The organism is Rhizobium ruizarguesonis, assembly GCF_017357285.1.
GTDB lineage: Bacteria > Pseudomonadota > Alphaproteobacteria > Rhizobiales > Rhizobiaceae > Rhizobium > Rhizobium ruizarguesonis.
The window spans coordinates 552,501-571,676 of record NZ_CP071682.1; the positions used below are offsets into that span (position 1 = coordinate 552,501).

The following is a 19,176-nucleotide window of genomic DNA, read 5'->3' on the forward strand; positions in this document are numbered from 1 at the left end:
TTAAATAACGAAGCAGCTAAGGTAAGCGCTCTTAAATAAGCGTACGCCCCAGTCGAGCGCCTTGAAAGGATGCGACCCGAAGACCTCATCATCGGTTCGAGTTGGATAACCCAAATTTATGGAACTACATGGCGTGTCCCTAGAAGAGACCAGGAGAAGCCTGGAGATGACCGCTGCTCATTGTGACCGAACTGCTCGTCGGCTTCGAACTGTTGGGACGATTGTTGCGGCGATCGGACGACCGCCGCAACGGGTATAGTTACAGAAGAAAATCGCCAGCCCCAAGGTGGACGAGGCCCTGCAGCTGAATCTCGAAGTCATGAACGCCGTCGCCGTTGAGGTCGGCCTGGACAACGGTAATATCGTGATCGGATCCAGCATTATCTTGATAGTGCCAAGCGAGCGCGCCAGCCTTCTTATCGAACAAGGCATTCTCTTGCGCCTGGAAATGGAAGGCTGCATCGCCCTGTGCAGAGCCATTCGCATCGATCGCCGAGAGGTTGATCTTATCGATGCCATGCTGGAAGTCGGTGATGACGTCGCGGTTCAAGCCGGACCCGGTCTCCGTCGCTGTCTTGAAGGTAAACGTATCCGAGCTGGTGCCACCGCTCATGATGTCCCTTCCGGCACCACCAATGATGACGTCCGAGCCGGCGCCGCCCTTCAACACGTCATTGCCGCCGAGACCCTCGTAGGTTTCGTTGCCGCCGTTGGACTGACCGGTGTGTGGCAGGTAGTCGTTACCCTCGGTGCCGGTATATACCTTCGTCGATGTGGTCGGCGTTGTCGGCTCTGTCGGTTGCGTCGGCGTGGTCGGCGTTCCCGAGCCGGAGCTCGGCTGCGTCGGCGTGGTTGGCTCTGTCGGCGTGGTCGGCGTTCCCGGCTGCGTCGGCGTGGTTGGTCCCGCGCTGGAGCCCGATTCGTAGGCACCCATATCGACAGTTCCAACGACGCGAGCGTGGCCGTCCAGATCGGTCGAGCCGACGCCGTACTTGGTGGTTCCACCGTCGATCGCTGCCGAGCCCGAGGCGAGGTGGAAGTTGTCGCTCGCTGCCCCCACGAAATGCGGGTCGATGCCGAGCTTGTTGCCGTTCGCCGTGCTCGGCATAGCGTTGCCGCCGTCGGTCCTGACCGAGGCCTGGCCGGCCGTGCCGTTGTAGGTGTTGTTGTTGGCCCAGACGACGTTGGCGTTGGTATAGCCGCCGTACGACGTGTTATCGACCGCGGTGTTGTTCTTGTTCACCGATGGGTCGGCGACGGCGACGTTGTTGACCCAGGTGTTGTTGCTCGACTGCGCGTTGCTGAGTTCGCCGCGCCAGGTGCCGTCGTTCAGCGGGTCCTGATTGTTGTGGTATGCTGTGTTGTTCTGCACCGTGATGGAGTCGCTCCAGGCAACCTGGATGCCTTTGCCGCCGTTCTCGTAGACCAGGTTGTTGTCGACAAGGGTCTTAAACGTATAGTTCGGATGACCATCCGTCTGTGTGCTCTGAAAATCGTCAATGATGATGCCGTTGCCATCGGTGTGCGCACCCGTCTTCGTGACGTTGTCGTGCGAGATGTTGTTTTGTACGATATTCCGGTAGCCGGTCGTCGAGGTATCGCCGGTGATGTTCCGGTTCTCGTAGATCGAGATGCCCGAGAACCAGCCTGACGACGCGTTATTGTAGGTCTCGTTCCCTACGATCTTGACGAAGTCAGAATAGTTGAACTGAATGCCCGACTCCCCGCTGTCGTGGACCTTGTTGTTGAGAATTGAGACGTGATGGACGTTGTTCGCTTCGATGCCGTCACCGTTGCCGCCCTTGATGTCGAAGCCGTCGATTGTCACGTAGTTGGCGTTGACACTGATCCCGGTATACGAGCCTGCGGGCGGCCGGATCAGTGCTGCGCCAGGCACTTCCGAGCGCAGCGTGATGTCGCCTGCCGCCGAGCCGTCCTTGTCGATATTGATGCTCTCGTTGTACGTCCCTGGCTTCACCACGACCTCGTCGCCGGGCTTAAGGTTTGCCGCCATTGCCTCGTTGATCGTGTGAAAAGGAGACGAGGCACTGCCGTTACCGCCGCCGCTGCTGGTCGTCGCTACGTAGTATGTTGTCATGGTCTTGTTCCTCAACCCCCGCCCGTTAACATTTGTGGTTAATCCAGCGTTACGGCGGCAGGTTATAGGGCGACATTTTTGAGGGTGCAACAGCAACGCAACAGTAAGTGCTTGAGAAGCATAGCCTTATTACTGCCACAATATCCAAATCGATCCAAAGTTACGTTTTGAAATATTTGGTGAATTTCGAGTCGCCCAAAATGTGGCAGTATTAAAATCTCGTTTACCGCGAGTTATTCTTTCTGCAACCAAAGCGACATGCGTGCATTGAAAACTTTAGAAAAACCTAGTGGGCGTGGCCACATTGCTCTCGCCAAATGCGGAATCGACATTTTTTTCTGAATTTGGCAATTTCGGGCGGCCTCGCCCTAACGATTGGTGCTGATCGAGATGGTAATGGAAGGTCGACCGTAAAGATTCGACCAAACCCGTTGCCCAGCATTTCAAGCGCCACCGCTTTCCCGCCCAGATCATCGCGCATGCGCGGTGGTTCGCAATCCCGCAAAGGCCCAAGATCTGGCTGATCGCGGCATAACCGTGAGAGAAGGGGACTATAGTCGTCCCCACACGCTGGCTCCGGCACTCGAAGGTGTCGAAAAGATCTTGCTCATTTCGTCGACAGAGGTGAGCGGACGGCTGCCGCAGCATCGGGCCGTGATCGATGCTGCTGGCCAGGCCGGGGTGCCCTTCCTCGCTTACACGAGCATGCTCCACGCCGATACGTCCCCCGCGAGGCTGGCTGTCGAGCACCGCCAGACGGAAGAGATCATTGAGGCTTCCGGAATTCCCGCCGTCATCTTGCGCAACGGCTGGTACACTGTAAACCATCTCCTCGCGCTTCCAGCAGCGCTTGAGCACGGCGCCTTCGTCGGTGCCGCAAAAGGCGGCCGCTTCTCGTCTGCAGCGCGCAAGGACTATGCTGCGGCCGCAGCGGTGGTGTTGACGAGCGATGGTCATGCTGGACGCACGTATGAATTGGCTTCCGACCATGCATTCACACTTTCTGAGCTTGCGGCAGAGGTCTCGCAGCTCTCTGGCAAGACCGTCGTCTACAACGATCTCTCCGGGGCCGATTACGAAAGTGTCTTGACCGGCGCAGGGTTGCCGGCTGACCTCGCCGCTCTACTTGCCGATGCCGATGCCGCGGCCTCACGCGGTGCGCTATTCGATGACGGGGGCGCGCTGCGCCTGCTGATTGGTCGCCCGACCACACCGATGCAAAACCTCGTCGCAACAGCTTTGGGAATTTAATCCGGGTAGGCTTCAGGTGATGTCACATAGCGAATTTTCACTAAAAAGGTCTCCTCATTTGATCTCACCTGGCCCGGCATAACGACAGGCGTCTGCGCCCTGGGCTGAGCTCAAACGTCGGATCGAGGAATTCCTGGAGCTCAAATACGTTTGTCTCGGGGGATCGCATAGCGGTGGTGCCTGCGTGCCCATTTAAAATTTCCAGGCCAGCGTCATGAAGGCGCCCTGCAAAATTGCTTTTCACAATCAGATCACTGTTTCGAACGGAGTATTCGACCATGACCGCCCAACTTCAAACAATGAGATCTGCTCTAGAACTGACGCTTAACCGCCGTACGGTCCTGCTCGGGATGGGCGGCGCTACACTGTCCGGAACGGCGTGGGGGGAAGTAGCTTCCTCGACGTTGGTTTCAAGCGTATTTAGCTCGCCTCGTCATACAACCCACTACCTCGAGTCGGGTCCCGTCGACGGACCTTTGATCATTTTCCTCCATGGGTTTCCTAGTCTCAGTTTGATATGGCGCACTCAGATGGATGCCTTCGCCGCTGACGGCTGGCACTGCATCGCTCCTGATTTGCGGGGCTATGGCGGCTCTTCTGCGCCTTCCGACAAAGACGCATACGCCATGAAGGAAATCGTCGCGGACATGGTGGAACTTCATGATCACCTAGGGGGTAAGCCAGCGATCTGGGTTGGTCACGACTGGGGCAGTATCGTGACAGGGGCGGTGGCCGCGCATGAGCCTGGGCGAACCCGAGGAGTTGTCCTGGCTTCTTGGGCATATTTCCCTGATGGCAACGCCCTAAATGTTCTTGTCCCGCTAGTTGACCGGACCATTTATCCAGCTGAGCAGTTTCCGGATGGCCAGTGGGGCTACGCCCGCTACTATAATACCAACTTCGACGGGGCGGTCGCTGACCTTGATACAGACCGTGAAGCATATCTCGCCTCGGCCTATCAACCTGGCAATCCGACCCTAGTTGGGAAGGTTTCGCCGATGGCAATGGTTACGCGTAACGGAGGGCGCTTCGGCGCCGCACATCGCGCCCCGCCGACGCAACCTAACCCAGACCTTTGGCCCCTGGCCGACTTCACAACACTTGTCCAAGCGTTCAAGCCCCATGGCTTCCGCGGCCCTTGCGCTTGGTACACGAACGATGACGCTGACGTCGCCTATGCCCACGAATCAGCCAACGGCGGCCGCTTGTCGCAGCCGGTGCTTTTTATCAATGGCGACTTTGATCAGATTTGTAGCATCACCGGAAATCGTCAAGGAGATCCAATGCGCGCGGCCTGTGCAGACCTCACTATAGCGAGCCTGCAGGGGGGCCATTGGCTACCGCTGGAACGCAAAGCAGAGCTTAGCCAAACCATTAGTACCTGGCTCAAGACCAAAAATCTTTAGCTGCGAACGGGGGCAACGGCAAAAGCCCGACATCTGGTTGATCATGCCAAGGTTGCTCTCGGCGAGCGCGGTGCGCCCTGGTGGGATGACGGCGCGCTGGATTATAACCGGCACATGGCAAAAAACACGACCTATGCCGAGTGGTACTCCAGCGATAGAACGTAGACCGGCGTTAAAGCAGCAGAGGCGCCTCGGGTGCAGCCTTCTTTTTCGCCCATAGCTTGGTTGTCCGCTCCATCGTCACCAACTCGGGCGGAAATGTCCGCTTCTGAAATGCCAGTGCATCATCGAAGCTGCCGTGAAGCCATTGTTCGTACTCGTCGGGATGTAACAAGACAGGCATCCGATTGTGCACGGGTCGGGTCGCCTCATTGGCGTCCGTCATGACACCGGAGTAGACCGGACCCCACTCGTCGCTGATGCGCCACAGCCCTGCCCATGCGAAGACCGGCTGGTTCTTTAGGGCAAACCAGGTGCGGGTCATCCTGTCTTTTTCACCCTCGGCTTCGCAAATCCTGTGACCGCAGCGCTTCGGACCCAATTTTGAAATAACGACAAGAGGCTGGTCAACTGGCACGGTTGCCTCTCCATGCCGACGTATCCGGTCTGTTGACAGATAGGGGAAGTAGACACAAACGACCCTTGGCATCACAGGCTCCTAATTCGAACTCAGCACACTCGCATGCTTTCACGCCCATCAATTCCCCCAGCCATCTCGGGCGGCCAACGCCCGCGACTGGCAATTCCGGGAATTCGGTTTCGAAAGGACGGAACGCTGGGCACGCTGCTGGAAACGCTAAATTTGTCATTTACCGACGAGAAACACACTCAAAAATGAGGCGTCAGTGTTTGACAAACGCAGGCTCCTCAACCGAGCCGGGATGAACGAGCAGCACTCAAACCGGCAATGTTTCAAGGGAAATTGACCAGGCTCACCCGCAGGTCATTGATGACCGCGGCGAGCCCCGGAGCGCCGATCAGCGGCACGACCCGGGACGGCGCCAGCTTGGAGACGGCACGCTCGAAGACAGCGATATTCGTGTGGCCGTTCAGGCGAGATGGATAGATGATGCCGTCGGGAAGCGCCTGGTGCTCGTGGAAAGCCAGCGCCCAGGAGCGCGCCAGGCTCTGACGCGATGATTTCGCCACGTCCGTTGGAACCCCCATCCTGATGGCGTGATCGTCGCGCAGGTCAACAAGGCTGAGGTCTGCGATCGTCTCGACCTCAGCGTAGCACCGCGCATAGATCTCTTTTTCCTCAAGCGGAAGATCGCCGATAAGCCCGTCGCAGCGATCACGCAGAACCGCCTCCAGGAAGCAGACCTTGAGTGTTTCACCCAGATAAAGAACGCCGAAGCGCTTCGTTGCATCACGTCGGCGCGGGTCGCTAAAACGGCTCGCCGTCCTTCCAAATCCCAACGGGTCCGGAAAGGCGCTTGCGTAGATCCGGCCAAACCGACGCCCTGAAGGAATCGTTTCGATATCGAGCGGTTGACGCTCGAAACCGGCGGGCGGTTTGATACCAGCCATTTAGCGGAAGTCACCGCGGGCAATGCCCTCCGCTGCGGCGATCACGTCGCTATCCTGGCCCCGCTTCAGGGCGTCGAGCCCGGTGCGACCGTCAAGAGCGCCATGGGGTGAAACAAGAAAGCGGTAAACGGTCCAGGCACCCGCCAGGATCTCGTGCAGTTTCGGAAGCGCCGCATAGGGCCGGCCGTCCTGGTCGAGCTGCCAGGCCGGGAAACGGAACCCTCGCTTGGCGCCATCCAGGCCGAGCACCTGGCCGTTTTGACGCTTTGTATTGACCGTGACCCGCGAAACGCCAAGAAGACCGGAAAAGGCGTCGGCGCTCAGCATGTCGCCCTCGCTTAGAATCTCTGCAACGCGGCGATGGCCGCGCTCTCGGGCGGCGGACAAGGCTGCCTTCAGTTCGTCATCCGGCTCGCCAGCCTCCTCGGCCGGAAACGCACCGTCGCCAACCAGCGGATCTTCCTCGACGATCGAAATCGTCTGCGCTCCGGCGCGCGGATCCACGATGACACGGAAACTCACCTGATGGCCAGCCTTCTGGCTCAGTTGCACCGCCTTGGTATATTGATTGAGCAACGCTTTTTCGAAATCGGCCTTGCGAGGCAGCTTCATCGATAGCGCGATGTTTGGAGTTTCGGTTGCTGTCGTTTTCGTGACTGGCATGACAATCCACCTTTCGAAAGCAATGTAGCCAGTCGTTGTCAGCTCGTCAAGTTCGTTAAGTTGGTAAAGACAATCAACCGACGTATCCAGACCAGTGTGTTTCACACAGAGCCTACCGCCTTGAACGGATCGGTACCATCGGCACCTCATTTCTTGCGCCGAAGTTCATGATTTGGTTTCAGCGATTTAGAAATCAGCTACCGTCGCGATCAGAGAGCGCGAAGGCGGACCAGACCAGAAGAGCTTCACGTTTTCAGGTCGCGTGCTCTGCGCCGGGCCGCTGCTCGGCGCTCCGCAAAATGCGCCTCGGCCTCATTGTCCGGGATGTCGGGCCGCGTGTCGTTCAGGGCCTCGAACACCTTCGACCGGAACCAGGCATCATGTCCCTCGCTGTTGGTCACCAGCTCAAGCGGTAGAGAACCTTCGCTGGCAGTTCGGGTCAGCAGGATCCGCACGGCATCGGACACCGTCAGCCCCATGCTTTCGAGCACGGCGGACGCACGATCCCGTACCTCGGCATCGATGCGGGTTTGGACAAGAGCATTGGCGGCCATAATCGATTCCTCTGTTAGTGTGGCTTTTACTTTGTCATTTCCAAACGCGAAATGTCATAAGCCCCATAGGCTTAGCGCTGAATGTGGACCGATTTTTCACTAACGATTTCAATGAAAAACCGTCACCGGCGGCCGCATAAGAGATCTGAGCTGATCATTTTCAGTGCGGATGCTCGCAAAGGCCGGGAAGCGCGGAATGCCGCAGCGGTGACAATGGATCGCTGGCGCGCTCAGAGCTCTTCTTCGGCAACCGTTAACCGCTGGCTTCGGCTGGCCTTTGCCAACTTGTCATCCTCATCGATCGCAGCCAGTTCCTCGCCTTCATGCCGCACGCTCATGAAGATGACGATCACGACGATTGCAGCGAGAAAGATTGCGCTGGTTATGATCGTGCCGAGACCGAGCCCGCCATATTGCGCAGGTTGAGACATTAGATCGCCGAACGAAGCGCCAAGAGGCCTGGTCAGGATGTAGACCAGCCAGAAGCCGAGTATCGCGTCGAGACCGAGGAAGAAGTAGCCGACACTGAGCGAGATGATGATCATCCCAAATAGAACGCCGGTAGCCAGATATCCTAGCGCAAATTTTTCAGCCACCAGGTCGCCGGCCGCCGTGCCGAGCGCAAAGGTGAACAGAATGGTGAGCCAATAGAAGGCCTCGCGCCGCCCGGTGAATATCGAGTGGATCGAAAGCGTCCGCTCCGTTTGGAACCACAGCAGGAAAGTCAGCGCCAGGGCGATTGAGAAAACAATCGTCGTATCCAGCAGCGGTACATGAAAGTTGTCGACCAAATTGTCGGTAATCAACGTGCCAACGATGCTGATCAGCAGCACGGAAAGCCAGTAGGAGGCGGGAACATATTTCTTCTGCGCAAACTGCCAGATCAATGCAACCGCCAGAATTGCGGACATAATCAGCGATGTCGCGGTCAGCCCTAGACCCATTTGCAGATTGAGATAGTCGGCCGCCGTTTCCCCCATAGTGACAGCCATCAATTTGATGAGCCAGAAGGCGGCCGTGACACGGGGAACGCGATTATAAACAGCAGCTTTGCTGGTCGATGCAGACATAGCGAGTATCCTTGCATAGGCGTCGAACCACTCGAAGGGCAGTCCGGGCGCGGGGTGACGCTGTTCCTCGTCCGCCTATTGAGCGGGCTGAGCAGGATTGTTGAGAACCGCCATCAGGGCGGCGAGGGTTTTGTTGACCTTGTCCGCCGACGGGCTCGATTGGCGCAGGGCCTTCAGTGCAGCGTCGGAGGCCTCATCGATGTTGCCCCAATCGTTCTGATTGAGCGGGCGGATCGCGGTCTCGGCCTGGTCCCACGCTGTTTCATAATCGGTGATGCGCTTTGCGGCGGGGGCGAGGTCGCCCTTGGAAGCGAAGGTCTGGACGTCAACTATGATGGTCTTGAACGACGACAGATCGCCGAGGCTCGCCGTTTTGGCGGGCGCGGTACCGGCGTAGAGTTCAAAACTGGTAAACGCCGCCACCGGCGCGGCAATGAGCGCGATGGCAAGAAAAATCTGTTTCATCAGCGGATTTCCCCTGAATTCTGGCAATGCGAGGAAGGCATCACTTCCGGATCGTCCCTCGCCGGTTGAATGGCGCGCCTGCGGTGGTAGCGCAATACGCTCGCTGCTTTGCCAGCGGCGTTCGGCTGGCCTGCTATGACTACGGGGGTTCAATTAGCTGAGAATTAGAACGGACGTCGGCGTGGCACCGCACACAATCAACAGCGTGCCAACCGTGCCCGAAAGCAGCGGCCGGTAATGGCACCGGCCGCCGCAATCTTTACTTCTGCGGAACCAGATGCGAGACGACCGCCTTACCGCCCTTGTCCGCATAGGTTAGCTGGACCTTCTCGCCGACGCGGAGTTTGGTGTCTTCGATCCCTTCGGGCAGGACGTAAGTCTTGCCGTCCGACAGCGTGATCGTATCGGCATTCTTGCTGATTGCGGTGATCGTGCCGGATGTCTGGGCAGCGAATGCGGCACTGATCGGCGCCAGCACCAGCATTGTGGCCACCATCATTTGCGTTTTCATTCTCGTTCTCCTTTCACGGTTTCAGCCCCATCTCTGCAAACTTTCACAACGGCAGCATGGTCTTGCTAAGTAACGCTCGTCCTCATTCACCTCTGAGCTTCTCGGTGATGTGCGTCCGGCTGCGCATTGCCTCGCCAGTCGCGGCCAGCAAAGCAGCGCCGGCCGCCGTGACGATGAGAGCGGCGAGATAGAACCAAGGCACGGAAAGTACCTCGGGCGGCGGGTCGAACACGCCGGTCAGCAGCTTGACGAGCACATAGGCGACCAGGGTTCCGGCCAGGAGACCGAGGAACATGCCACTGCCGGTGACCAATGCGGCTTCGCTCCAGACGAAAGCGCCGAGTTGTCGTGGTTTGGCCCCGAGCGCGACGAGGATTGCAAAGGAGCGCTCGCGGTCGGCAAAGCCGAGGCCAAGCACCAGTCCGCCCGAGGCGGCCAGCATGACCAAGGCGAAGATCAGCTCAAGCCGCGTCAAACCGGCGAGGTCAACTGCGGTGAGGCTCGACCCGATCAGGGCGACCACATCACCGATCTGACTGACCTTGAGCCCAGGAAGACCCGCAGCCACGCTTTGGGCGGCCCGTGCGACGCGGGCCGGATCGCCATTCGATCGGATGAGAACGATCTCGCTTGCCGCGGAACCTGTCTGCTGCGCAATGTACGTGGCGTTGGCGACCAGAAATGAATCCTTGGGTGCAGTCGGGAATTCGCGCACCACGCCGACAATGTGAAACGGCACGACGTGATATTGATGATCGGCCGCGTTTTGCAGGCGGAGATTGATGCTGTCGCCGCGGCTGAGTTGATAGTCGTTCACGGTTTCCTTCGAGACCAGCACGCCATCGGGCGTCTGCGCGAGGTCGGTAAGGCGAAGGCAAAGACGTTGGGCCAGATCGTCTCAACGACAGGGAGGTCGCCCGCCTAGTCAAGTCGGCGGCGCTTGCCGCCGGTGTTCGCGGCGATCTTTCCGAGAGCGAACGCGGGGAGAAATTCTCGGGCCATTCGCTGCGTGCTGGCCTTGCCTCCTCGGCCGAGGTCGACGAGCGCTACGTCCAGAAGCAGCTTGGTCATGCCAGCGCTGAAATGACCCGCAAGTACCAACGCCGGCGCGACCGCTTCCGCGTCAATCTCACCAAGGCATCCGGGCTGTGAAATGGCCCCTCCCTGCCCCGCAGATTGGGTATTTGCTGTCGCGCCTCGGTTCACACCCAGCCGCCGGGCTATGCGCTGTTCTCGCAGGTAGAACGCTCGACCCCATCATCTCTCTGTGCGGTTCGAGATATTTGTGCATACATATCGGCCATGAGTGACGCTGCCAACACATCCACCACCCGCAGTCCTCCTGCCACTTTCGGCGCTGGAGCAATTATTGGCGCTCTCGGAGGCCTGATCGGCCTCGGAGGGGCGGAGTTCCGTCTGCCAATATTGATCGGGGTTTTTAACTTTGCCGCCTTGGAAGCGATAATCCTCAACAAGTCCATGAGCCTTGTGGTGGTCGCAACCGCCTTGCCATTCCGAGCAGGAACTATCTCCTTCGCCGCGATTGCCGACAATTGGGCAATTGTCGTCAACCTGCTTGCCGGAAGCCTGCTTGGTGCATGGTTTGGCGCTGGCTGAGCTATACGTCTGAAGTCGGAAACATTGTATAGAGTCATTGCCTGGTGGCCGCCACCAAAAAGTCGCTGCCCTGGCCGGCGCCCGAAGCGCTGCTCTTAAAATTCGTCGCTCATCACCTCTGGGATCCGGAAAAGCGGGCTTACGCACCCGATCACGGTATGCCGGCCGACGTCGACGAAAGCCTCAGGAGCCAAGGGTTTCTGAAATCCGTCGGTCCACACGCGCCAGCCACGGTGCGGCGGCGGCTGGCAAACTGGTCGACGCTGACCAAGTGGCGGGGCCTCGACGGCGCGTTCGCCTCCCCTGCCCTCAAATCAGCCATTCGGCTGGCGATCCGAGCCGCGCCAAGACAACGTCTTCGCAAGAGCGCCAAGGCGGTCACCGGCGACGTCCTGGCAAGACTGCTGGCGACCTGCGCGACCGACAGTCTGCGCGATCTCCGGGACCGGGCGATCCTGATGGTCGCCTTTGCCTCCGGCGGTCGCCGGCGCAGCGAGATCGCCGGGCTGCGCCGCGAACAGTTGACCGTCGAGCCGCCCATTCCGGTCGAAGGCGGGAGCCCCCTCCCCTCTCTCGCCATCCATCTCGGCCGCACCAAGACGACCAGCGGCGACGAGGACGACGTTGTCTACCTGACCGGTCGGCCGGTGGATGCGCTGAATGCCTGGATGGTGGCCGCCAAGATCGACAGCGGCAGCGTGTTTCGGGCGATCGGGCGATGGGGGACTGTTTCGCGACGGGCGATCGATCCGCAGTCGGTCAATGCGATCATCAAGCAGCGGGTGGAACTGGCTGGATTAGAGCGTGGGGAGTTTTCCGCGCACGGGCTACGATCTGGATATCTGACCGAGGCGGCAAACCGTGGCATCCCCCTGCCTGAGGCGATGGAGCAGTCCCGCCACCGCTCGATTCAACAAGCGTCAAGTTACTACAACAGCGCGACACGTCGAAGCGGGCGGGCAGCTCAAATGGTGTGATATATGATGTTCGTATGCGACGCGCGGATGCAACGCTCTTCTGTCACGGAGGAAAGTGGCCACTGATCGCCCAGCATCCCATGCCGAGGCGGAGAATTTCGCGGCCGTCCCAGGCAGTCACCAGCGCTTCACGCCGCGCTCAATTCCTGACATATTTGCAGAGAGACAGCCAACCGTCATGGATATCGCGTCATGAACTTGGAAACACGTGAAAAGAGGAACATGCGCGCACCTACCGGGTCCGTCACAGGGCTCTGCTCGGCGTCCGCCACAATGTTTGCAGTCGGAATGGCCTTTCTGGGTTACTGGGGGGTGTATGAACATGGGGCCTGGCATTCATTCGACTATTTTGTGATGGTTCTGGCTATCATCGGATTTGCAGCACTTGGTTCCGTGCCTTGGATTGTGACTACACCTGTAGCGGAGGAGGATGCAGACAAAGTCGTCGTCGCCAGGCGAGCGATGGTACTGGGGACGGCGTTAATCTGGATGGCCGTCTGTATTGCCCTATTTACCTGAATTGCCCTGCGTGACCCCATGCGACCGCAAGATGGATCCACTTGAAGCGATAGGGCCCGACCGAGCATTTCCCCCTGGGCCGCTGCCCCTCCCCGTCGCGAAGTAGGCTGCTCGTCAGCGGCCATGAAATGCACGACATGCTCTCCCTATCTTGATCACAAAACACGAGCGGAAAGGGTCATTTTCTCACGCCCAGGTCTTCCAGAACGGCGACCGGAAGCAATTAAAGCGGTGCCGCAAGCGCGCGAGAAACTCTATCTAGGTGAGCTCATTGCGTCGGCGCAGACGTGGCTGCCGATGGTGTGACAATTCCGGCCTCAACACAGTTGGGACAGTGTGGTTCGGATCCTCAAGCGCCGCGGCCATGATTGGACCGTCGAGCGCCGTTCATCTTATGGTCCGCGAAAAGCTCGCGGAAAAAGAACTCCTGGCCCGGTCGCCTCGCCAATGGTGATGGTTTTGGGTCGCAGCTCTGCGAAAGCAGCAGTCCCCTCATAAATCGGTGCGCAGGCTGCAAGCTACTACAACAACGCAGAACAGACGAACGGGCGGGCCGCAAGGCTGGTAATTTGAAGGAACTGACCCTCAAATCGCTCGGTTGGCGCAAAAGTGCTGCGAGGGCAATTCAGGTCGCCCTCGTGGAACGCTGGAAGCCTACCTGGTCTACATCAACGCCAGCCACTGTAATAACGATAGCCTGAGCCCTCAAAATCGCGATAGCCGGAGTTGTCCTCATAACGCGGACCACCGCTATAACGGTAGCCCGGGTCACCGCGATAACCGACATTACCTTCATAGCGCGGGCGGCCGCTGTAGCGATAATCTGCACCATCATCATACCGCGGACGATCCCTGTCCTCGATGAGAGCACCGGCAACCAGTCCGCCAATGAGCCCAGCCGCCAGCCCACCAACGATGGCAGCACCCCTGTCGCCGTGCCGGTGCTCGCGATAGTCATGTGCGCTCGCGGAGCCATAGGACGTGAAGATGCTGCCGGTCGCGACCAGTGTGGCAAGTGTCGAGAGAATGATCTTTTTCATCGGCTACTCCATCAAAGCCTGTGTTGGGAGGTAAGGCTCTTTCTGGTGACTTGATGACATTAGCGCGCTGAACAGGCTGTGAATGTTGCGTTTCGCTGTCGTTCATCGACCGTTGGAGTTAAGGCCCCACGCCATCGGCCGTGGGTTAAAGATGGCGTTCCGAACGACCGGCAGGGCGAGCCGTTAGGCGCACAGCAATGTGAACGCCGCGCGACGCGCCAACTGACGCAGCCCAAACATCAACGTGTATCCTTGCAATTGCGGAACTATCCTCCACAAATGCAAGGATGATTGAACGTCGAATATCTACAAAACTGATTGAGTTGATCGATTCGAGCCCCGCCGTTGCGCAGAGACCCATGAGCGGCTCCCGTGTAGTTGAGCTTTGTCATCTCTGGTTCGTTCGCTCTTAAGCGCCTGGTTCATTAGACGGCCGAGCCGCCTATCGCGCGAACGACTTGTCATGTTGCAAACCTGTTGCCACTCCGGGCTTGCCACGATCTCTTCGGCCAGACGGACGCGCCTCCTCAGGCCATACGCTAAGGGGCGCCTATAACTCATGAAGTGGAACTGGACGTAGGAAGGCTGGCCGCATTTCATCTATGTTCATACGCTGCTTGAACCACCCGAAAGCCGATTCCTTCTGTCCTCGGGGGAAGGGATCGGCGCATCCGTCACACTTTGAACGTCAGACCGCTCGGCACCTACCGGTCACGTCCGAAGTTCCCGGAAGCTGTGTCGCTTTTAGTGAGTGAGCTTTTTGAGGTAGGAGAAGGGTCACATCCTTGTCTGCACTCAAAAGGTAACAGCTGTTACCTTTTGAGTCCCTCGTATTGAAATCGCGTGGTTTCGCCCAACGCGAGCGATAAAAACATTCAGTTGATGTCCCGGCCAAACGGGGTTGTCGACTGGACCCTGCCCGGCCCTCTCCGTCCGTGGATAAGCAGCTTACGTCGGATAGAGGGTCCCGGTAGGGACGATGGTTACCCATCGCCCCCCGGCCAGATCCGTACGTGCGGCACTACCGCATACGGCTCCTATCGGATGTTGTGACGGTGAACCGAGCATCTGGATGCGGGTGCAACAAGCGACATGGCGGCAGGTATTTGCGAAGCAGCCTTTGGAAACGATCCCAAGACAGCCGGTTTCGTTGGCTTCGACGCATCAAAGCGTGTCGCCAAGCTCGACCAACTTCCCAGCGGAACCCTCCCAATCGTCTTAGATTGTCTGGCACCGCATGGTAGTTCAAATACCCCTGTAACACTTGCCGTAGCCATCGACCTACTACTGCGATCGGTTCATGGCGTCTTCGCATTAGCGTTTCCCGAATGGCCATCAGCGTCGTGCGCATGCGCTTCTTGATTGTCAGACGGACAATCTTGAAGCCCCCATCATTGCGCCGCCTACCACAGCAGTGTGTGAATCCCAGAAAGTCGAAGGTCTCTGGCTTGCGGATCCCACGCTCCCGGCAGTTTCGCGCAGCATACCGCCCAAAGCGTATTAGCCGCGTCTTTTCCGGGTGTAGTTGCAAGCCAAACTGAGCGAGACGCTCCCGCAATGCTTGCAGGAAGCGCTGCGCCTCTCCTTCGTACTGGAACCCAATCACGCTGTCGTCGGCATAACGTACAATGATCACGTCGCCTTTAGCGTTTCGGATACGCCATTGCTGGACCCATAAATCCAATGCGTAATGCAGATAGATATTCGATAGCACGGGGCTAATTACAGAGCCTTGAGGAGTTCCTCGCGTTGATGCGACGCGGCGGCCATCCTCAATCGTGCCCGCTTTCAACCATTTGTAGATCAGACGTATCAGCCGGCGGTCACCCACTCGATGCGACAGGAAACGAAGCATCCACTCGTGATCGATTTCATCGTAAAACGAGCGAATATCCGCGTCCAGTATCCAGTTGATCTTCCGCTTGTCGATCCCAACCCACAAGGCGTCCAGCGCGTCATGCTGCCCCCTTCCTTGTCGGAACCCGTATGAGAAGCCCAGGAAGTCTTGCTCATAAATCGCGTTCAGAACCGTGGACACGGCCATCTGCACGACTTTTTCTTCCAGTGCTGCAATACCGAGGGGACGGAGTCTTCCGTCATTCTTCGGAATGTAGACCCGTCGGGACGGTTGTGCACGATACGCACCGGACTGAATCTCCAGATGTAATTCGTGCACGCGCCCTTCGAGGGTCTTCTCATAATCGTACCACGTCACGCCGTCCACTCCACTCGCCGCCTGCTTGCGAAGCGCATGGAAGCTCTTCACCAACAGCGTCGGAGTGACGTGGTGCATCAGCGCCGTGAAACGCATCTTCGGGTTCCGCTTGGCGGCTTCCCGTACACCTTCAATCCCCATCGAAGCGTGTCTTATCCGGCTCTGTGTCCGGCACGCTGGAGTTTCGAAGGCGTTCCCTCCGATTACACCCCTTCCCTCCATCGCCTCCGCAGGATCATCTCCCTTGTTCGGCAACTTCTGCAGTACTATGGGCGTATCCGACTTCTCATCAGCGTTGACGACTGGATTGTGATCAACGATCTTCCCAGTCCCGTCCAGTCCATTTGCACTGGACACTGATGAGATCTCGCTGCTTCCGTATGAAAGACTTCCCGGCATGCACAGGGTCTCCGACCGCGCGGGATCGGGGCATGGCTTGCGATTGACGCCATGCACCGTGTTGCCTTCCGCTTCGCTTAACAGCGTCGGCATCCCGAACTGATCATTTCGCGGCTCAATGGCCGGCCTGCCGGTTTCCCCTGTCAACGCTTCGACGCACACCTCGCGATGTGCCCCGCATGACTCGGGGTCAGAGTGATTCGCCACTTCTTCTCCGTATTGAACTTTCATCAACTATCTTTCATCGGCTTTGCAGCCGCACTAAGCGCGATTTTCTCCGCACCTTCAGTAATTGAGTGAGCTTTGGCATGAGGTGTCCACCTAAAAGAGGTGGACACCAAGTTATGGATGAATGTCAAAAACTTGCCGTGCGGCTGGTTGGTCGGAATGGGAGACGCCGTTTCGATCAACGTTCGAAAGATCGCCTTGTTGCGGCCTGCCTTGAACCTGGCGCATCGGTATCGAAACTTGCGCGCCTACACGGGGTCAACGCGAACCTCGTTTGGAAATGGATCAGGAAACACACCCAGGCCCATCCATTGCCGCCGTCTTCGCCATCAGTCTTTATTCCGGTTCAGGTCGCCGCCGCGAGCAGCAAGTTTGACATTGAGATGCTTGCGACGGATCGTGAGGAGCTGCCGCCAAAAGTGGAGAGGAACGGCCCGCTGTCTCCTCCAGCGAAGATGAGCGCGTCATTGCCGAATGGTGTGAGATTGACGCTGGAATGCGGCGATCTGGACGCATTGACGGCCGTAATCGGAGCCTTGGGTCATGTTCAAGCTGGGCGCTGATCTTCAAGTCTATCTGCATCGCGAACCGATCGACTTCAGAGCCGGCATCAACAGCCTTGCGGTTCTGGTCCAGGAGACGATGGCGATCGATCCGTTTGCCCCGGCAGTTTTTGCCTTTTGTAATCGCAGGCGTGACCGCGTGAAGCTGTTATTCTTCGATCGCTCGGGCTTTGTGCTGATCCTGAAGCGGTTGACTGAAGACAAGTTCCGATGGCCGCGCCGAGAGGTGCCGGTGGTCACGCTGACGACCGAGCAACTGCACTGGATTCTCGACGGGATCGATATCGATGCGATGATCCGCCATCCCGTGCGGCAGTATCAGATCGCCGGTTGAAGGTGGCGAATTGAGCTGTTGACGCAAAGGGGCGGTTCAGATTCAAAACTACGATGAATCGAACCGGCGAACCGAGCGTTGCAGAGCTGATGGCGCAGTTGGCGGCCAACGCCGCCGAAATCGCTGCGCTCAAAGCCGAGAAGGAAGCCCCCTCGCAGCGGGTCGTCAAGCTGGAAGAAGAACTGGCGCTCGCAAGGCTCCATCGTTTTGCCCCACGTAGCGAAAAGCACATCGATCGCATCTTCAACGAAGCCGAAGAGGCGGCGGGTGAAGATGATAGTGACGACGGCGACGTCGTCGATCTTCCAGAAACAGGCCTGCCGCCTTTCGAGAGCGCGGCGGGAAAGAAGCGCGGCCGCAGACCTTTGCCGGAAGATTTGCCGCGCGAGCGTGTCGAATATGACCTTCCCGACGATCAGAAGGCCTGCCCGTGCTGCCACGGCCAAATGCATCGCATGGGCGAGGCGGTTACCGAGCAGCTCCATATCGAGGTCAAGGCAAAGGTCCTGCAGAACGTGCGGTTCAAGTATGCCTGCCGCCATTGCGACCGCACCGGGATCAATACGCCCGTCGTGATTGCACCGATGCCGACGCAGCCCTTGCCGGGCAGCATCGCCACCGCCTCGACGGTGGCCTTCGCGCTCGTCCACAAATACGTCGATGGCACGCCGCTCTACCGCGTGGCTCAGACATTCGAGCGTGCCGGCGTTCCGGTCAGCCGTGGCGCTCTCGCTCACTGGGTGATCGGCTCGAGTGAGAGGCATCTTCACCGCATCTATGATGCGCTGAGATTACGGCTTCGGTCGCAGCCTCTCATTCATGGTGATGAGACGACCGTTCAGGTCCTAAAGGAAAAGGACAAGGAAGCCACAAGCACATCGTATATGTGGGCATACCGGAGTGGCGAGGACAGTAGCGAGCCGATCGTACTGCTTGATTATCAGCCCGGCCAAGGTCAGATTCACCCCCAGACCTTTCTCGGTGACTACCGCGGCATACTGATGAGTGACGGTTACACAGCCTGGCGCACATTGGATGGTGCCACCCATGTCGGATGCATGGCCCATTCCCGGCGGCGCTTTGTCGAGGCCCTCAAAACGAGGAAGAGCGGGGGCGGACCGCCGGAACAGGCGCTCCGGTTCTTCGAACAGCTCTACCGGATCGAAAAGCAGGCCAGAGACAAAACCCCAGACGCCGGAGAGACGAAGGCCGACTGCATTCGCGGCTTTCGCCAACAGCACAGCTTGCCTGTCCTGAACGCGCTCAAGTCGTGGCTCGACAACATCGCGCCGATGGTCGTGCCGGATACCAAGCTCGGCGATGCCGTGTCCTACACTCTAAACCAATGGGATTATCTGACGCACTATATCACGGATGGCAGGATGCCGATCGATAACAACATTCTGGAGCGCGACATCAGGGTCTTTGCTACCGGCAGAAAAAGTTGGCTGTTCAGTGATACCGTTGACGGAGCCAAGGCCAGCGCCGTGATCTACAGTTTGATGCTGACCTGCCGCGCCTGTGGCGTCGACCCGCTCACCTGGCTGCGCCACGTGCTCACTGAGTTGCCGCAGCGCGAAGAAGCGGCCGACATCGGCGACCTGCTGCCGTTCAACCTCAAAACCTCTGCGGCCTAAGCCAACAGGTCACGTTGTTGGAGTGCCTCGAGCTGGGTAGCCAGGGTCTGGCTTTCGGAGGAGACGCGGGTATATCGCTGGTTCTATACAGGGTTTTAC

Annotated in this window: 16 protein-coding genes and 6 pseudogenes; 11 read left to right on the forward strand and 11 right to left on the reverse strand. The window is 58.4% G+C overall.

The annotated features are described in order from the left end of the window. Window positions 1-259 precede the first annotated feature (259 nt). Window positions 260-2,098: a choice-of-anchor Q domain-containing protein gene (locus J3P73_RS36895; RefSeq protein WP_207580321.1), complete on the reverse strand. Its 1,839-nt coding sequence runs from the start codon at window positions 2,096-2,098 to the stop codon at window positions 260-262. A 486-nt stretch (window positions 2,099-2,584) separates the two neighbouring features. Between J3P73_RS36895 and J3P73_RS36900 the strand changes: the two genes are divergently transcribed. Continuing rightward, window positions 2,585-3,349, forward strand: a complete 765-nt coding sequence (locus J3P73_RS36900) for an NAD(P)H-binding protein (protein ID WP_164598100.1) — start codon at window positions 2,585-2,587, stop codon at window positions 3,347-3,349. A 350-nt stretch (window positions 3,350-3,699) separates the two neighbouring features. Continuing rightward, window positions 3,700-4,755 (forward strand): alpha/beta fold hydrolase, encoded by a 1,056-nt coding sequence (locus J3P73_RS36905; protein WP_164022112.1) that lies wholly within the window; start codon window positions 3,700-3,702, stop codon window positions 4,753-4,755. Between the two features lie 172 nt (window positions 4,756-4,927). Here J3P73_RS36905 and J3P73_RS36910 read toward each other — a convergent pair. From J3P73_RS36910 to J3P73_RS36945, 8 genes and pseudogenes are all read right to left on the reverse strand, one after another. After that, a pseudogene (locus J3P73_RS36910) lies at window positions 4,928-5,263 on the reverse strand (SOS response-associated peptidase family protein); the annotation flags it as partial. Window positions 5,264-5,667: 404 nt separating this feature from the next. Next, window positions 5,668-6,285 (reverse strand): RES family NAD+ phosphorylase, encoded by a 618-nt coding sequence (locus J3P73_RS36915; protein WP_207580322.1) that lies wholly within the window; start codon window positions 6,283-6,285, stop codon window positions 5,668-5,670. Further along, on the reverse strand, window positions 6,286-6,948 hold the full coding sequence (locus J3P73_RS36920; RefSeq protein WP_164022109.1) for an XRE family transcriptional regulator: 663 nt from the start codon (window positions 6,946-6,948) through the stop codon (window positions 6,286-6,288). It lies immediately after the preceding gene. A gap of 245 nt (window positions 6,949-7,193) precedes the next feature. Continuing rightward, window positions 7,194-7,502, reverse strand: coding sequence for a type II toxin-antitoxin system RelB/DinJ family antitoxin (locus J3P73_RS36925; protein ID WP_164022108.1), 309 nt, complete (start codon window positions 7,500-7,502; stop codon window positions 7,194-7,196). A gap of 230 nt (window positions 7,503-7,732) precedes the next feature. Further along, a complete protein-coding gene (locus J3P73_RS36930; RefSeq protein WP_207580323.1) occupies window positions 7,733-8,572 on the reverse strand; it encodes a COG4705 family protein in 840 nt (279 codons plus the stop codon). A gap of 75 nt (window positions 8,573-8,647) precedes the next feature. Further along, window positions 8,648-9,037, reverse strand: a complete 390-nt coding sequence (locus J3P73_RS36935; protein WP_207580324.1) for a hypothetical protein — start codon at window positions 9,035-9,037, stop codon at window positions 8,648-8,650. 259 nt (window positions 9,038-9,296) lie between these two features. Further along, complete coding sequence (locus J3P73_RS36940) at window positions 9,297-9,548, reverse strand: DUF1344 domain-containing protein (protein WP_164022105.1); 252 nt, start codon at window positions 9,546-9,548, stop codon at window positions 9,297-9,299. 82 nt (window positions 9,549-9,630) lie between these two features. After that, complete coding sequence (locus J3P73_RS36945; protein WP_425328912.1) at window positions 9,631-10,365, reverse strand: ABC transporter permease; 735 nt, start codon at window positions 10,363-10,365, stop codon at window positions 9,631-9,633. Between the two features lie 50 nt (window positions 10,366-10,415). Between J3P73_RS36945 and J3P73_RS36950 the strand changes: the two are divergent. From J3P73_RS36950 to J3P73_RS38425, 6 genes and pseudogenes are all read left to right on the forward strand, one after another. Further along, window positions 10,416-10,700: pseudogene (locus J3P73_RS36950) on the forward strand (tyrosine-type recombinase/integrase); the annotation flags it as partial. A 150-nt stretch (window positions 10,701-10,850) separates the two neighbouring features. Next, window positions 10,851-11,162: pseudogene (locus J3P73_RS36955) on the forward strand (TSUP family transporter); the annotation flags it as partial. Between the two features lie 47 nt (window positions 11,163-11,209). Next, window positions 11,210-12,142, forward strand: a pseudogene (locus J3P73_RS36960) (site-specific integrase); the annotation flags it as partial. Window positions 12,143-12,334: 192 nt separating this feature from the next. Next, window positions 12,335-12,661: a hypothetical protein gene (locus J3P73_RS36965; RefSeq protein ID WP_003551659.1), complete on the forward strand. Its 327-nt coding sequence runs from the start codon at window positions 12,335-12,337 to the stop codon at window positions 12,659-12,661. A 192-nt stretch (window positions 12,662-12,853) separates the two neighbouring features. Then, a pseudogene (locus J3P73_RS38030) lies at window positions 12,854-13,109 on the forward strand (recombinase family protein); the annotation flags it as partial. A gap of 33 nt (window positions 13,110-13,142) precedes the next feature. Then, window positions 13,143-13,234, forward strand: a pseudogene (locus J3P73_RS38425) (integrase); the annotation flags it as partial. 95 nt (window positions 13,235-13,329) lie between these two features. Here the strand turns inward: J3P73_RS38425 and J3P73_RS36970 are convergent. Further along, window positions 13,330-13,701, reverse strand: coding sequence for a hypothetical protein (locus tag J3P73_RS36970; RefSeq protein WP_018483756.1), 372 nt, complete (start codon window positions 13,699-13,701; stop codon window positions 13,330-13,332). A gap of 1,021 nt (window positions 13,702-14,722) precedes the next feature. Continuing rightward, a complete protein-coding gene (gene ltrA / locus J3P73_RS36975; RefSeq protein WP_018482305.1) occupies window positions 14,723-16,546 on the reverse strand; it encodes a group II intron reverse transcriptase/maturase in 1,824 nt (607 codons plus the stop codon). Window positions 16,547-16,659: 113 nt separating this feature from the next. On the opposite strand from ltrA, the gene tnpA reads away from it, so the two are divergent. From tnpA to tnpC, 3 genes are read left to right on the forward strand one after another with little or no spacing between them, the layout of a single operon-like run. Beyond that, a complete protein-coding gene (gene tnpA, locus J3P73_RS36980; protein WP_164563643.1) occupies window positions 16,660-17,106 on the forward strand; it encodes an IS66-like element accessory protein TnpA in 447 nt (148 codons plus the stop codon). Then, entirely contained in the window at window positions 17,087-17,440 is a 354-nt protein-coding gene (tnpB, locus tag J3P73_RS36985) for an IS66 family insertion sequence element accessory protein TnpB (RefSeq protein WP_028743786.1), read from the forward strand. The genes tnpA and tnpB overlap by 20 nt, the downstream gene beginning before the upstream one ends. A gap of 53 nt (window positions 17,441-17,493) precedes the next feature. Beyond that, on the forward strand, window positions 17,494-19,077 hold the full coding sequence (tnpC, locus tag J3P73_RS36990; protein WP_207580325.1) for an IS66 family transposase: 1,584 nt from the start codon (window positions 17,494-17,496) through the stop codon (window positions 19,075-19,077). Window positions 19,078-19,176 lie beyond the last annotated feature (99 nt).

Coding starts and splice junctions, on each gene's coding strand:
- J3P73_RS36915 (WP_207580322.1), bottom strand. CDS start 6,285: ATGGCTGGTATCAAACCGCCCGCCGGTTTCGAGCGTCAACCGCTCGAT.
- tnpB (WP_028743786.1), top strand. CDS start 17,087: ATGTTCAAGCTGGGCGCTGATCTTCAAGTCTATCTGCATCGCGAACCG.
- tnpA (WP_164563643.1), top strand. CDS start 16,660: ATGGATGAATGTCAAAAACTTGCCGTGCGGCTGGTTGGTCGGAATGGG.
- J3P73_RS36935 (WP_207580324.1), bottom strand. CDS start 9,037: ATGAAACAGATTTTTCTTGCCATCGCGCTCATTGCCGCGCCGGTGGCG.
- J3P73_RS36930 (WP_207580323.1), bottom strand. CDS start 8,572: ATGTCTGCATCGACCAGCAAAGCTGCTGTTTATAATCGCGTTCCCCGT.
- J3P73_RS36920 (WP_164022109.1), bottom strand. CDS start 6,948: ATGCCAGTCACGAAAACGACAGCAACCGAAACTCCAAACATCGCGCTA.
- J3P73_RS36940 (WP_164022105.1), bottom strand. CDS start 9,548: ATGAAAACGCAAATGATGGTGGCCACAATGCTGGTGCTGGCGCCGATC.
- J3P73_RS36965 (WP_003551659.1), top strand. CDS start 12,335: ATGAACTTGGAAACACGTGAAAAGAGGAACATGCGCGCACCTACCGGG.
- tnpC (WP_207580325.1), top strand. CDS start 17,494: ATGAATCGAACCGGCGAACCGAGCGTTGCAGAGCTGATGGCGCAGTTG.
- J3P73_RS36925 (WP_164022108.1), bottom strand. CDS start 7,502: ATGGCCGCCAATGCTCTTGTCCAAACCCGCATCGATGCCGAGGTACGG.
- ltrA (WP_018482305.1), bottom strand. CDS start 16,546: ATGAAAGTTCAATACGGAGAAGAAGTGGCGAATCACTCTGACCCCGAG.
- J3P73_RS36895 (WP_207580321.1), bottom strand. CDS start 2,098: ATGACAACATACTACGTAGCGACGACCAGCAGCGGCGGCGGTAACGGC.
- J3P73_RS36970 (WP_018483756.1), bottom strand. CDS start 13,701: ATGAAAAAGATCATTCTCTCGACACTTGCCACACTGGTCGCGACCGGC.
- J3P73_RS36905 (WP_164022112.1), top strand. CDS start 3,700: ATGGGCGGCGCTACACTGTCCGGAACGGCGTGGGGGGAAGTAGCTTCC.